Source organism: Chryseobacterium carnipullorum (assembly GCF_900142785.1).
Lineage (GTDB): Bacteria > Bacteroidota > Bacteroidia > Flavobacteriales > Weeksellaceae > Chryseobacterium > Chryseobacterium carnipullorum.
This window is the reverse complement of record NZ_FRCD01000008.1, coordinates 1-14,693: the sequence shown is the minus strand read 5'-3', so window position 1 is coordinate 14,693 and position 14,693 is coordinate 1. Positions and strand designations below refer to the sequence as shown.

11 protein-coding genes, 1 tRNA gene and 1 pseudogene are annotated in these 14,693 nt (G+C 38.4%); 9 read left to right on the top strand and 4 right to left on the bottom strand.

Translation table 11 applies throughout. From position 1 onward, the window contains the following. Window positions 1-49: 49 nt before the first annotated feature. Window positions 50-4,840: a translocation/assembly module TamB domain-containing protein gene (locus tag BUC06_RS10225; RefSeq protein ID WP_073333377.1), complete on the bottom strand. Its 4,791-nt coding sequence runs from the start codon at window positions 4,838-4,840 to the stop codon at window positions 50-52. Between the two features lie 4 nt (window positions 4,841-4,844). Here BUC06_RS10225 and tsaD point away from each other — a divergent pair, with 4 nt between their 5' ends. From tsaD to BUC06_RS10210, 3 genes are read left to right on the top strand one after another with little or no spacing between them, the layout of a single operon-like run. Next, the gene (gene tsaD, locus BUC06_RS10220; RefSeq protein ID WP_073333374.1) at window positions 4,845-5,861 is read left to right on the top strand and encodes a tRNA (adenosine(37)-N6)-threonylcarbamoyltransferase complex transferase subunit TsaD; all 1,017 of its coding nucleotides are present in this window, start codon (window positions 4,845-4,847) and stop codon (window positions 5,859-5,861) included. Continuing rightward, window positions 5,858-6,268, top strand: coding sequence for a hypothetical protein (locus BUC06_RS10215; RefSeq protein WP_073333371.1), 411 nt, complete (start codon window positions 5,858-5,860; stop codon window positions 6,266-6,268). Before tsaD ends, BUC06_RS10215 begins: the two co-directional genes overlap by 4 nt. A 45-nt stretch (window positions 6,269-6,313) precedes the next feature. After that, window positions 6,314-7,015 carry an RsmE family RNA methyltransferase gene (locus tag BUC06_RS10210; protein WP_073333368.1) on the top strand — a complete coding sequence of 234 codons (702 nt, stop codon included), beginning with the start codon at window positions 6,314-6,316 and terminating at the stop codon, window positions 7,013-7,015. Window positions 7,016-7,071: 56 nt separating this feature from the next. Here BUC06_RS10210 and BUC06_RS10205 read toward each other — a convergent pair whose 3' ends face one another. Further along, the gene (locus tag BUC06_RS10205; protein WP_073333366.1) at window positions 7,072-7,743 is read right to left on the bottom strand and encodes a TrmH family RNA methyltransferase; all 672 of its coding nucleotides are present in this window, start codon (window positions 7,741-7,743) and stop codon (window positions 7,072-7,074) included. Between the two features lie 81 nt (window positions 7,744-7,824). Between BUC06_RS10205 and BUC06_RS10200 the strand changes: the two genes are divergently transcribed. From BUC06_RS10200 to BUC06_RS10190, 3 genes are all read left to right on the top strand, one after another. Next, a complete protein-coding gene (locus tag BUC06_RS10200) occupies window positions 7,825-8,841 on the top strand; it encodes an asparaginase (RefSeq protein WP_073333362.1) in 1,017 nt (338 codons plus the stop codon). A gap of 55 nt (window positions 8,842-8,896) precedes the next feature. Continuing rightward, window positions 8,897-8,983: transfer RNA gene (locus tag BUC06_RS10195), tRNA-Ser, on the top strand. Between the two features lie 370 nt (window positions 8,984-9,353). After that, on the top strand, window positions 9,354-10,196 hold the full coding sequence (locus BUC06_RS10190) for a DUF2490 domain-containing protein (protein ID WP_167367414.1): 843 nt from the start codon (window positions 9,354-9,356) through the stop codon (window positions 10,194-10,196). A gap of 154 nt (window positions 10,197-10,350) precedes the next feature. Here the strand turns inward: BUC06_RS10190 and BUC06_RS10185 are convergent, their stop codons facing one another. Together BUC06_RS10185 and BUC06_RS10180 are read right to left on the bottom strand one after the other, a co-directional pair. Next, a complete protein-coding gene (locus tag BUC06_RS10185; protein WP_073333357.1) occupies window positions 10,351-11,052 on the bottom strand; it encodes a hypothetical protein in 702 nt (233 codons plus the stop codon). A 375-nt stretch (window positions 11,053-11,427) separates the two neighbouring features. Beyond that, window positions 11,428-12,960, bottom strand: a complete 1,533-nt coding sequence (locus tag BUC06_RS10180; protein WP_073333354.1) for a M20/M25/M40 family metallo-hydrolase — start codon at window positions 12,958-12,960, stop codon at window positions 11,428-11,430. Window positions 12,961-13,375: 415 nt separating this feature from the next. On the opposite strand from BUC06_RS10180, the pseudogene BUC06_RS24110 reads away from it, so the two are divergent. The 3 genes and pseudogenes from BUC06_RS24110 to BUC06_RS10170 all read left to right on the top strand — a co-directional run. Next, window positions 13,376-13,686 (top strand): annotated as a pseudogene (locus tag BUC06_RS24110) (hypothetical protein); the annotation flags it as partial. Further along, a complete protein-coding gene (locus tag BUC06_RS23545) occupies window positions 13,658-13,876 on the top strand; it encodes a hypothetical protein (protein ID WP_139263342.1) in 219 nt (72 codons plus the stop codon). The pseudogene BUC06_RS24110 and the gene BUC06_RS23545, both read left to right, overlap by 29 nt. Beyond that, window positions 13,876-14,277 carry a hypothetical protein gene (locus tag BUC06_RS10170; protein WP_073333349.1) on the top strand — a complete coding sequence of 134 codons (402 nt, stop codon included), beginning with the start codon at window positions 13,876-13,878 and terminating at the stop codon, window positions 14,275-14,277. The genes BUC06_RS23545 and BUC06_RS10170 overlap by 1 nt, the downstream gene beginning before the upstream one ends. Window positions 14,278-14,693 lie beyond the last annotated feature (416 nt).

Here is a 14,693-nt window from a genome sequence, read left to right as displayed (position 1 = left end):
ACATTAACAATAATTAACACAGATGACAAAAATCATTAAAATATCACGATTATTTAGCACCTGATTTTGTAGAATCTGTTTTTATTTCACTTTTGGCTTCTGGTTGTTTTTTATCTTTTTTCTTCTTTTTGAATAGAGAATTAAAGCTTTTACTCCACACTACACCCCCACCATACGCTTGATTTGCAGAACCATTCGTACTGATCATTCCTATGTTGGTAGGCTTTGAATATCCTCTTAAAACGAGACTTCCATCATTCTTTTTTGAGATATCATATTCAATAGATCCTTCACCGGAAAGATAATTATTCTGAGCACCTTCAGTTTTTGTCAGTGGAATTCCCAGTCCTGTTTTAATATTTATTCTAGGTGAAACGGCTACGCTTACTCCGGCGTTGGCACGGTCACCTGTGTTGGAATTCTGGTCACCTTTTACATAATTCAGGTCAATCTGGAATTCATTACTCATGGTATTCAATACAGATCCCAACTGTTTAAGAAGCATATTATATCCCGAAGATTCAGCTACTCCTGCCACATCAAAATCTACCCCTCCACTGTTGGATACATTAAAGGTACTCAACAATAGTACGGAACCAAACTGAAGAACTTTCTCTCCTTCCTGGCTCATCTTGGCCGCCAATGTTTCTTTTACCTGGCTGGAGACATCCAGTGCCGTCACATTAAGAACTATTTTTGGATTGATAAGTGATTGGGTAATATTCGCCTGAAGCAGTACACTGATTGGCTGAAGTTTCCCCATACTCAGATATTCACCTGCATTGGAAACCATTCTTACATAATTGGCTGTGATATCCAGTGCCGGCTTCATCGCATCACCATCCCATCTGATGCTGCTGTTTTTTTCGATCTGGAAGGTTTTATTCAAAATAGCTTTGGAAACAAATGTTCCGTTATCTACCTTATAGGTACCGTTCATAGCAATTCCTCCACGTCTTCCCATCTGGAACCTCAGCTTTTCTGCTGTTCCTTTTACCATAATGTTTCCTACATCATCTCCTACCAGTACATTCACCGTAGTTCCCTTATCTACATCCAGACTGAAATCGATATTCATATTGGCCCCGGTCTTCTTCTTTTCTTCCAGCGTGATCAATCCGTCTTTTCCTTCTTTCAGGAACCTCAGCATTTTAAATTCTTCCACATTGGATGTAGAACTGGAGTTAAAAGTAAAAGTACTTCCATTCAATGCCTTCATATTAGGAGTAGAAATACTCAGTCCGGAAACGGGTCCGTCCACATACAGGTCTCCCTGTCCGTACACTCTTCCCCAGAAAAGATCAAGATCTTTCTGTGAGGTATTCAGCATCATGAGATTATCTGCTCTCATCACGAGGTTGACCCCCATTGAAGAAATGGTTTCAAACTGAATCGCACCGGAGATGGCTCCTTTAGAATTGGATCTTCCGTCATGTACTTCAATATTATTCAGGATAGCAAGTCCTTTTGAAAGTGGGATTACCGTATCATCAAATGAATAATCCACTCCTGTAAAAAGAAGTTTCAGACCAAAACCTTTCAAGGCAATATCTCCACTATAATCCAGATTGCTCAACTTACCATTGATTTTGAGGTCTCCTGTTGCTTTTCCTCTTATGTTTCCAAAAACAGTCTGAACAAACTGCTGGGTAAAGGCAAGGTCAAAATCACGCATTTCCGCCGTAAGGTCAATCGTTGGAGAAGCGGTATTATTATTTACAGTCCCTGTAAGATGCAGGTTGTTATTTCCAAGAATTCCGGCAGAAGCTACTTTGACATCAACATCATATACATTAAGAGAGAACCCGTTGGTTGCGGAAATTGTCAGGTCACCCATTTCATTTCCGTTCATTATTATATTATCTACGGTAAGATCTACCAATGGCTGCAAAGTACTCTTATCCATTTTGATCTTCACACTTCCATTTGCCAGACCTTTGATTCCCATAGGATTTCCTCCGGACTGCATCTCAAGAAGTTTTTCTACCGCAAATTCTTCAATATCTGCATCTACATAAAAGTCTTTGGCAGATTTGAACTGTGCTTCTTTAATAAACAGAGCACTTTTTTCTGAATAAATCCTAAGATTCCGTACATCAAAATCCCCCGCACTTTTTCGATAAGTAATAGAATGGTCCAGCTCGGGACTCGTATCTATTGCCCAGGTAACATCATTGAATTTCACTTCTGTAGGCTCAAATCTGAAAACGTAATCTCCGGCAGCATTGGTAGACTGGTCTACATTGATGGCATAAGCTTTAAGATTGTCACTCAGCTCATCTTCCGGACTTCCATGTTTGAAGGTGGTCGCCAGATGAAGGGCTGTATTGTTTTCATTTTTGCCTTTAAGTTCAAAATCTTTGATGATATTTTTATTATAGACCAGTTTGCTTATCCTTGCGTAAAGCTGCTGATCAAGATTAGCTGTATTCACTCTCACCATCACACTGTCGATCATGGCACTGTCTCTGGAAATATTATTCCGGTCATTGATTTGGTATTCAGGATTGGCTGCTGCCAACGCTTTATCCGCATCGGTAATCTCTTCCTTTTTAGTCATGATATACTTTAGGGAAGCAGCATCGAGATTGAGGATCAGATCATTGGAATCTCCGTTATATTCTCCATCAACTACAGCACCCTGAGGAAGTTTCAGATCGGGAAGGAAATAATTCACCACCCCTTGCTGAACATCAAAATTCATCTTAAAATTCTGTCCTCTGTATAATTTTCTTGGTGGAGGTCCAACCAGTATTCTTCCTATCCCGTTCTCCATCATTCCTGCAAGATCTGCGAGGTTATATTTTCCTGAGATTTTACCGCTTGCCGCACCCGGCGCATCAACATCAATGACACGTCCGCCTGCTTCCACGAAGGTTTTCAGCTTCGCATTAGGAATACTGTATTTTTGGGTGGCTGTTGCAAAATGAAGATTATTGGCATCCACATCCAGAGTAAGGTCATTAATAGAAGACATCGACATTTTCCCTTCTACCTGACCGCTTACAATCTGGCTTCCCGGTTTGTTGGTAAAGTAATTCAGATTCAGGGAAGTTACGTCTGCCTTCACGTTCATCGCTACTTTCGAGGTACTGAAGTCTATAAGGCCTTTAATCGTAGCTTTAGCCTGCTCATCATTCACGGTGATGAGTCCGTTATATTTTTTATGATCCAATAATCCGTCCAGATACAGGTTGTTGATCTGCTTATCCATAATCTCAATGCTGGAGATCTGAGATTTAGTGGTTAAACGCATTGTATTGACGTCGAAACTCTGCCCGTTAAGATCAAATTTACCGGAGATCAGACCGACTGTTTTATTTTTCGTGATGACAGAAGTATTCAGATCTTTTACTTCGAGATATCCCGAATATTTAGGCATTGCCGTACTGTATCCGGTAAGATAAAGCCTGGAGATCTTGGCTTGTCCTATTCCGGTCATCAGATTTCCGCCTGCTACATAGATCTGCTCAGGGTTTACTTTTGCGGCTCCGTTATATTTCAGCTTCCCAAAGTCATCTGCAAAATTCTTCATCTTTTTAGAGATAAATGAAGGCATCATGGCTTTAAGATCCTTGTAGGTAAAATCTGTCGAAAGGTCGTTGGTTTCAATGGAAAAATTTCCTTTCAGCAGCCTGTCCACCTTCATGGTTTTTGTGGCAATATTCACGTCAGGATTTCTGATCAGGAAGTTTTCCAAATGAAATTTATTCAAAGGGCCTGTCATTTTTCCTGCCAGGTTGAATGGCTTGAAATTATCCCAGTTGGTAACGAAATAGCTGATGTCATATCCGCTCAACTGGCTTCCCTGTTTAATATCCATATCCCAGCGAACACGGTCTGCAAACTCCGACCATGAACCGTCGTGCAGATTAAATTTGATATTCCCCTGAAGCAACGAATGGTCTGTATTCAGGGTAAGATCTTTTAATGAAAGAAATTCATGGGTTAAAGAAAGTTCTGTAGAGAATGTATCTACCAAATGAGATTTCCCCCATCTGGAAGTGACGAAGGACATATTATTGATAAGTGCCGAAATATTGGGTCCGTTCACCTTGACATTAGGCGCTATTAAATTAAATTTTGTTGCCGTAAGCCATTTTCCTGGTTCTCCCGGAGAGTTTTGACTAACGATGGAAACCTTTGAATTAATAATCTGCACCCGGGAATTCAGCTGAAAAGGGGGCTTTTTAGGGTCTCTTTTTTTTCCGCTGTCGAACAGCTGTGTAAATCTGATAAAATTGGAAATACTGTCGCCTTTGTAAGTGATGACTTTCACATCTGCATTCACAAGGGTAAGCGAGTTAAAAATTAATGAGTTACTGTTTCCGGAAATAGCATTGAATGCTAAGGACATCCAGTCGGAATTGGCACGAAATTCTTTAGCTTTGATAAATTCAAGGCCTTTATAATCCTTGATCTTTAATCCTTTTATGGTGACGTCTCCGAAATAATCTACTTCTACACTTTCCGTAGACATCCCCGCTTTAAAATCTTTGTTTACGATCTGTAATGCCTGATCTGCTGCCCATTGCTTGGTGGCGGGAAGATTAATCACCGTTAATACTCCACCCACGAGAATAACTCCCAACCAGAAAAGGATGAGGAGCAGTCTGGCCCACCAGGAATAGCTGGTCACATCTTTCATCGCCTGCTTCCCAAATTCTTCAGCCGTTTCTACGGGATGATGAATGGCATCTGATGCCAGCTCAGATGCTTCTTTAACGGTCTCCTTCACAGCATCTTCCACATTCCCAACAGTCTTCTGTACCTGATCACTTAGGTTCTCAGCTACTGATTTTTTATTCTCATTCTCGTTATTATTCTCTAACTTTGCCATTATTATGAGCGACTCTATAATTTTAGGTATTGAATCGTCCTGCGACGACACCTCAGCAGCTATCATCAAGGGAAACTGTATTCTGTCGAACATTGCTGCGAATCAGGCCATCCATAAAGAATATGGAGGTGTGGTCCCGGAACTTGCATCGCGAGCACATCAGCAAAATATAATCCCCGTTGTTGAAAAATCTATTACTAAAGCAAATATACAACAAAATGCTATTTCAGCTATAGGATTTACACGGGGTCCGGGACTTTTAGGATCTCTTCTTGTAGGAACCTCGTTTGCTAAGTCTTTGGCAATGAGTTTAAATGTCCCGTTAATTGAAGTTAACCATCTCCAGGCCCACATTTTAGCCCATTTCATCGAAGATGCAAATCCTATGCCGCCTCAATTCCCGTTTCTGTGTCTTACCGTAAGCGGCGGGCATACGATGATCGTACTGGTAAAAGACTATTTTGATATGGAAATTATCGGAAAAACGATTGACGATGCTGCAGGAGAAGCTTTTGACAAGATCGGGAAGATTTTTGATCTGGACTATCCGGCAGGACCAATTATAGATCGACTGGCCAAGGAAGGAAATCCTGATGCCTTTACGTTCAACAAACCAAGAATGGAAAATTATGACTATTCATTCAGCGGGATCAAAACTTCTGTTCTTTATTTTATTCAGAAGGAGGTGAGAAAAAACCCGGATTTCATTAAAGAAAACCTGAATGATCTGTGTGCTTCCGTTCAAAGAACAATCGTTGAAATTCTGATGACTAAACTTGAAAAAGCAGCTAAAGAATTAAATGTAAAAGAAGTGGCCATCGCAGGTGGAGTTTCTGCCAATTCTGCTTTGAGAAAGGCGATGCAGGATCATCATGAAAAATCAGGCTGGAATATTTACATTCCAAAATTTGAATATACAACAGACAACGCGGCGATGATCGCAATGGTGGCTCAACTGAAATATGAGCGAGGAGAATTTACGGATATGAAAACGTCCGCAACCGCAAAATATGATTTATGAAAATACTCTTAGAAGAAAAAGTACTGGGAACCCAATCTAAAAAGAACTCGAAATATTATTGGGTTTTAGAAACGATTACCGGAAAAAATGAAGTGACGGAAAAAACGGAAGATGAAGATTATTTAATGATCAGTTCAGAAATTGGATATGTTCAAAATATAAAGGAAGAGATCGTAGAGAAAATCAATTCAGAAAATGTATTCAGTTTTACTTACGAACCCAAAGAAGGAGATTATCTATCCATCAAAAATAATTTAAGAAAAAACGAATATTTGAATTTAATTTTTATGAACAATAAGTGGGTTGAAGAAATTTACGCATGTTCATACAGAGATTGTGAAGGTGATATTTATACCACAATAAAAACCGGTGTAGCATTTTTAAGCGATAATGAAATTAGCTTTTAATCATCACTTATCAATACAATTCAGACGCATTCTAAATATCAATGTATGAAACTTTTTTTTGGCGAAATCAGTAACGGAAAAGCAATCATTAATGACGAAGAACAACAGCACATTGTCAAAGTTCTTCGGATGAAGGATGGTGAAGAAATTCACGTAACAGACGGGAAAGGAAATGTAGTTTCCGGAAAACTATTGATCGAAGGCAAGAAAGCGAATATTGAGGTTTCTGAAATTAAAACAAATACTCTTGATTTTAATCCAAAACTTCACATTGCTATTGCTCCGACGAAAAATATTGACCGAATTGAGTTTTTTGTAGAAAAAGTTGTAGAAATGGGTATTTGTGAGATTACCATTTTACAGACTGAAAAAACTGAACGTAAAAATATTAATATTGATAAGATCAGAAAACAGGCTGTTGCAGCGTCTAAACAAAGTCTGAGGTTTCATTTTCCCGTCATCCATGATATGGTAAAACTTACTGATTTCCTAAAAAATATTGATCCTGAACATACTTTCGTGGCACACTGTCATGAAAATCTGGAAAGGTTGGAACTTAAAAACATTCCTTTATTAGAAAAACTTACTTTTTTGATTGGTCCTGAAGGAGATTTCTCGGAAAAGGAAATTCAATTTTTATCTGACAGCAACATAAAAGCGGTTTCACTTGGAAATCAGAGGTTGAGAACAGAAACGGCGGGTATATTTGTGGCGGCCTGGAATTATTTCAATATGATGAAAGGATAGGGATTAGACGTTAGGAAAATTCATTCATCATCAAATTATCTCATCATCACATCATTCTACATTTCAAGATGATGATCTCTGAGATATTTTTCAAAGATCTGCTTTCCGCTTCGCATTGAATTCACGGCCCAACGGATCTTCATTTTCATCCGTTTTTCTTCACTTAATTTATAATCAATACCTGATTTGATCAGCTTCTGCTTCAGTTCATACATACAAATTCCTGCTGCTACGGAAACATTGTAGCTTCTGGTCAAACCATACATCGGGATCGCCAGCGTTTCGTCTGCGAAATCTATTACTTCTTCCGATACGCCTTCCATCTCGGTTCCAAATACAAGAGCGATAGGTTCTGTAATCTGATAGTCAGGAAGCATCACGGCATTTTTTTCCAGTGATACGGCCAGAATTTTATACCCCCTGTCTTTGATATTCTTCAAGGAAGCTATATTTTTAGACATTTTCTCCACTTCCACCCAGGTTTCGGCTCCTTTGGTTACCGTAAGGTTAGGATCGAAAACATTCTCCTCCTCCATCGCCACGACCTTATGAAAAGCACAGGCTTCCACGGATCTTATAATGGCTGCCGCATTTCTGAACTGATAGACGTCATCCATCACAGGAAGGACAAAATCGGAACTTTCACTGGAGAAATGTTCTATTTTTGAGAGTCTTTCCTCTGTTAAAAACTGTTTTAAATAATCAAAAGTTTGCGCTAAATCTTCCATTCATTTTCAAATCTTTGCAAATTAACGTAATTTTGGGCTATGAACCTGAACGAGGCTCAATTTCTTACTAAAAAGTAATTCATGAAACGAAAAGTCCTGCTCATCTATACCGGAGGAACAATCGGTATGGAAAAAGATTATGAAACCGGAAGCCTCCGCGCATTTGATTTTGGAAATATTTTCGAAAAAATGCCCGAGATGAAATTAATGGAATGCGAAGTGTTTGTGCATCCTTTTGCAAAACCGCTGGATTCATCGGATATGGGACCTGAGGAATGGAAGGTGATCGCCAATTATATTCTCAAAAATTACGAACTGTATGACGGTTTTCTGATCCTTCACGGAACCGATACCATGTCGTATACCGCCTCTGCTTTAAGTTTCATGTTAAAAGGATTGAGAAAGCCTGTGATTATGACAGGTTCACAACTTCCGATCGGAGATTTAAGAACGGATGCCAAGGAAAATCTTCTGACCAGTCTTTATTATGCCAGTCTTTATGAAAATGACGAAGCCGTTATTCAGGAAGTGGCTGTTTATTTTGAATATAAATTATTACGGGGAAACAGAACGCTGAAATATTCTGCGGAGTATTTTGATGCCTATTCCAGCCCGAATTACCCTATCCTAGGACAATCCGGAGTTCATTTAAATATTATGAAGGATAATCTGTACCGTTGTGATTCCGGGGTGGAATTCCATGTGGATGAACATATTTCTGAAGATATTCTTTTCTGGAGAATTTTTCCGGGAATGCATCTGAGTCACTTTAAGGAAATCCCTAAAATGAAGGTTTTAATTCTTCAGGTTTTCGGTTCTGGAACCATTTTCAGCAGTGAAAAGACGCAGGAAACGCTTCAGGAAATCCGAAACAACGGAACCGAAATTGTTGTGGTAAGTCAATGTATATCAGGCGGTATCTCATTTGGGAAATATGAGAACAGCAATATCTTTTCAAGGATCGGAGCGATCAGCGGAAGGGATATGACCGCTGAAACGGCGATCACCAAAGCGATGCATCTTATAGACAATCCTAATTACTCAGGAACATTTGCCGACAACTTCACCAGAAGCCTTTGCGGAGAAATTACTGACTAATTTTGCATAATAATTTGCAGATTCCAGAAATTACTCTATTTTTGCAATCTCAATTAGAGAGGTGTCCGAGTGGTTGAAGGAGCTACCCTGGAAAGGTAGTATACGGGTAACTGTATCGAGGGTTCGAATCCCTTCCTCTCTGCAAAAATGTAAAAGTCTTAAAATTAATTGTTTAAGGCTTTTTTTTTGTAAAAAGAAATAAAGATGTAATCCATTCCCTGGATTCTAATAAAGGGAACGGATCTATAAATTTCACGCAGATTGGTCAGATTAAACAGATTTTTATTTTTATCTGCTCTATCTGTATAATCAGCGAGAGGAATTCATTTAGTACACAACTTTTGTATCTGATCCTTCCCCTATTCCTAAAACATTCCTAAATCATGGATTTACTTTGTGCTGTTTCTCAACAGTATTAAAATCATTTACATCATTATTTCATGGATAAAGGACCTCCATTGACTACAACAAATCATCATTTTACAGTATCCCTTAATATTCAACTCCATCGTATGACTGAACAGATACTCAAAATACGATTCAACAGATTTTACAGGATGCTCGGAACAGGAAAAATTATTATCGGGATATTTTTATTCAGCTTATGCGGATCATTACATGCACAGATCAGTCCACCGGGCCTTGGAGATGCGAATACTGCATTCTGGTCAGCTTTTGGAGTAAGGCGTCAACTTGATTCGCTGGGAAAGAAACAGACTTTAAGTTATATTGCTCTGGGAAGGAAAAGCAGTCCTGATGATTATAATTTAGTCTCAAAACAGGCCATCATTGTTTTGAACCATGAGGTATATCATTCTTTTACCCCGAATCAGCAGTATAGCTATGCCGTGAGCTATCGTCGCCAGCCAAAGTATGAAAGTGTATCACCGTATGAAAAGGAAGATACAGAGCAGGAATTCAGGATCTACGGAAGGTATGCTTATACTTTTAATCTTGGGAAAGGATGGAAACTGAAGAATACATTCCGTCAGGAATTCCGAAAGTTTTTTGATGCTGATTTTCGCCAGGCAGAGGAGAATTTTCAGTTGAGAATGAGAATTAAAAGTCAGCTAACCTATAGTTTGTCAAAGAAAAACAATCAGAAACTGGCTTTAAGTGCAGAAGGTCTCTTTTCTACAAGCTATCTCAACGAGCCGGATCATCGATGGACGCGCTTCGGATATAAAGAAATGCGTATAGGAGCTTATTATATGTTCAGTATTCCACACTCTCCTTTTACTGTAGATATAGGATATGTAAATGATCTGATCAGAGGAAGCAGAAGTATAAAGAATGGTGGCGTGCATTATCTGGCGGCAGATATTATTTGGAATTTACCGTTTAAAAATAAATGAATAGGTGAATAGCTGAATAGGTGAATAGGTGAATAGGTGAATAGGTGAATAGGTGAAATTAAACAAAATCCTGACAACAATGTCAGGATTTGTCTGGAAAACCATTGGTGGTATTCCGATAATATAATTTAAATATGAATGGTTATGGTAAGATTCAATTACAGATTGTCAAAAACTGATGACTCATCTGTACTTTGAATTTGGCTTCTGATTTTAATTTAGCATAAACCGTATGTTCAAAAGCCTGTACAGACCTCAGCTTCTTATCAATATACTCTGCGATCTGCGCTACAGAAAAAATAAAGTCTCTATACACTGCAATATTGACAGTCTGACCGAAGTAAGGAAGATAAGCCTTTAAGAATGGAACGGCAGCCTGATGTCTGTTGTAATTCACACAATATCCTGCTCCTTCCCTTTTGGTAACAATCTCACGCTCATTGATGAAATCCAGAATTGTTTTACCGGCATCCGGAGAACTGCTATTTTTCAGTATATGCCTGTTGATTTTATCGAGAATATGCTGAGCATACTCCATCATGGTAATGTTTTTCCATTCAAATATATGATTCATTCCTTTGGAGGTTTTAGGATATTTTCCGTTGTCACAACTTGGACAGAAAGAAATTCCAATCTTTTCATGGTATGGGAAAAAGCAGTCTTTGATCTCCATAGAAGCATCCGCCAGAAGTCTGTCATCCGCAAAACTATAGTAGAGATAAGGGCTGTAAAGATCTGCAAGCGCTTTCAGAAAATCGATCTCGCTGGCATTGTGATATTCTTCAAACCATTGTTCAAGGGTATCGTAATAATGGCTTTCAAATTCTTTAAATGTTAAGTAAAACGGCAATTCCATAACTCTGTAATTTTGATAGGACAAAGCTATAGCGGTAATGCGACAAAACTTGACGTGTTATTTTTTTTATAAGAGTCAAGATGCAAGAGCCAGGAATCAAGATTTCAGATAACAGACATGAGACTTTACACTGAGATCAGAAAATGTGAATGGTGAATTTTGCTTCGCAAGTGAATGGTGAATCGCAGATGCCAGATTTCAGACATATTTCGGGATGCGAGTTCCGAGATTTGAACCATCAACAGTCACCAAGCAGCTATATTTTACACTCATATACTCTAAACTCATAAAGACTCCGACACTCTAACCTCGTATCGCAAATCCCGACACTCTAAAACTCTCTGACTCTCAAACCCCGCATTACGGAACCCGAAACTATTTGTCGTAGTTGAGCATCATAAACTCAAAATAATGAATCATCTTCATGTAGTTCTCAATGCTGATGTACTCATTGGTGCTGTGGATGCTTTGCTGTTCTGAGCTGTTGATCTTGATGGGCATAAATCTGTAGATGTTTTTACTTACGATCTGGTATTTGTAAGCATCAGTTCCTGCCATGGTAAGATAAGGGGTAACAATGGCACCCGGGTGAATCTCTTTGATTCCGGCTTCTATTAATTGATAAGCTTTAGTATTGGTTGGGGAAACTGCGGAAGCTTCTCTTGTGTTATCAATCTCTTCCACCTCAACGTCGAAACCTTCTGTAGCTTTTGCAATATGCTCGCGGACCTCTTTGGCTGTGTCACCGGGCAGAAGTCTGAAATTCACAACGAATTCGACTTCGGGTGAAAGAACGTTGGTTCCGTCGCTTCCTTTCATCATCGTCAGTGCGGTGGTTGTTCTCACCAATGCATTGGTGGTATTATTTTTTGTAAGCTGTGACAAAAGAAGAGGTTTCAGCAGCCATTGGTTGGCAATAGCGAGTCTGTTGAGAAATGGCATACTTCCACCGATATTATCAAAAAAGTTCTTGATGAGCGGGGTGATGGTAGGTTTCATCTGATGATCTTCGAGACGCTGCATGATGACGGCAGCCTTTCCTATGGCACTTTCCATCGGTGGCATTGAAGAGTGTCCTCCAAGGCCTTTAACCTTAATTTTTGCTGATAAGAAACCTTTTTCTGCACAACCCACTACGGCAACATCGGAATCTATTCCTGCCACATTGCCTTTTTGCAAGATCAATCCCCCTTCGTCGTAGACTGCATCAAACTTTAATCCTTTTTTCTTAAAATAATTGGCAATCTGTATGGCTCCTTTTTGTCCTCCTACTTCTTCATCGAAGCCAAAAGCGAGGTAAATATCTCTTTTAGGAACGGTTTTACTTTTAATCATTGTATTCATGGATTCCATCAGGGAGAAGAGCATTCCCTTCATGTCGATGGCTCCCCTGCCGTAGATTCTTCCGTTGGCCACATTACCTGAAAAGGGTTCAAAATCCCAGTCTTCCGCTACTTTGGAAACGGGAGGTAACGGTTTGTCATCTGGTCTGAATATATTTTGTTCTTTACTTTTGACATCAGCATCTCCCGGCGGTACGACATCCATATGGGAAAGAAAAAGAACAGGTTCCAGTGAAGGATCACTACCTTTCAGCCGGAAAACTAATGCATGGGTATTGACCTCATTGTTTTCGGTATTTTGATACACCAGCGGATACGATGTTTTCAGGTATTCTTTAAACTGATCAAAAGGCGCATAATTGAATTCTCCCAGGCTTCCTGTAGAAACTGTAGGGAGCTTAAGTCCTCCTGAAAGTCGCATGAGTGCAGAATCATTTTTAACAGGTTTCCATCCTTCAGAAGTTCCTGCTGTATTTTTTTTGAATGGATACGTATAGGTTTTGACCAAGAGTACAGCAACTAGAATAGCAAGAATGCCGAGAACGGCTAAAAGGATTTTTTTCATGGCGGTAAGATTTTGTGCGGTGATGGTCTAACAAATATAGCAAACAAAACGACTATAACCGCGCTAAAAATCAAGTATTTCCCTAAGGTCAGATGTAAAAGCAACAGAAATTACAATTGTTGGCCCAGAGTTTGGAATTGATCTCAAAAAAGATTGTATTGTTTTCCAACCTAAATTTATCAACAGATTGCTTTGCAGAATTGTTGGTAATCTGATGTTCTGAAAATTTGCACTTTTTCATAATGTTTAACAAACTAAATTTAATAATGTCTAGTCCTGAAATATCGATACACAAAAAAAGAATCGTTATGGAAGAACATTTAAAATCCCCCTGCTAGCGCGAGCGTGTCGCTCGTGCCCATCAATAAAATAAGCCACTGTTTTTTACAGTTGTTTTATTATTTTAGCCTAGAAGAAATTAAAAGAGATCTTCGGTACGGACACGACAGATTATTTATACGGTTTCCAGTATGAAAATGGCACGTTGAAATTCTTCCCTACTGCAGAAAGTTATTTTAATTTTGAAACTGGAAAGTATGTATACAATTACACTGATCATCTTAGAAATACAAGACTGAGCTACTTTAAGAACGGCTCAGGAGCATAGATCATTGAGGAGAATAATTATTATCCATTTGGATTGAAGCATGAGGGTATAATGTGTTGTTGGGGAATCCTGCGTACAAGTATAAGTACAATGGAAAAGAGCTTCAGGAGAGTGGGATATGCGTCAGGTAATAAGATGAAAGAAACACCATCCACAATTGTAAGTGATATAATTGTAGGCGGTGGTTTGCTAAAATCTCCATATTATGGAGAAGATCCTCAAAGTGGGGCCGCAATATTACAAGGTGTTAAATATTATAAAAAGTTTTCTAACAATTGGTTTTTTCCTGACAATAAATCTAAAAAATAATGTATAAATTTTTTTTAATTTCAATCATTCTTTTAAGTATTTGTAGTTGCAATGATAAAGATAAGTTAAATGAAATATCGACACATAAAATTAAAGATATTACACTTTATCAAATTAACTGTAGTGATGGAGTTTATTTTTCATTACAAAAGGGAAGTTGTAATAAGCTACCATCAAGTTATTTCATGCCAAAAGGTGATTCAGAAAATTTTTATTCTTTATTTGTAAGAATAAAAAAAAATGAACTAGAAATTTACTCTCCATATAATGATATTATCAAATCTGGAAACATAGATAGACAGGTAAAATTAATAGAATATAAAAATTATTTAGATAATGTGTTTGTACAAGATTCGTTAGTTGGTAAAACCTATGTTATTTCAGGTACATCCTCACTTTAGAGTGCTAAAGTTTAGTTTTATCAGGCTGAGAATGGTATCCGGCGCTGGCACGAGCGTCTCGCTCGTGTTCCTCAATAAAAATAAGCCACTGTTTTTTGCAGTGGTTTTGTTATTTTAGCCTAAAATAAAGTAACAAAAATCTTCGGTACAGAAACCTCAGATTATTTAGACGGTTTCCAATATGAAAACGGCACATTGAAATTCTTCCCTACTGCAGAAGGTTATTTTAATTTTGAAACTGGGAAGTATGTGTATAATTATACTGATCATGAAGACTTTCTCTTTTGGTAAACTTCCCTGTTTTTCAGACCAATTAAAATTATGACTAGTCCTGAAAATCTGATACAGATTAAAGGACAAAAATAAATAATTAAACCAGAGCAAATTTGTTTTTGCTTTGGTTTTTGTTTTTATAA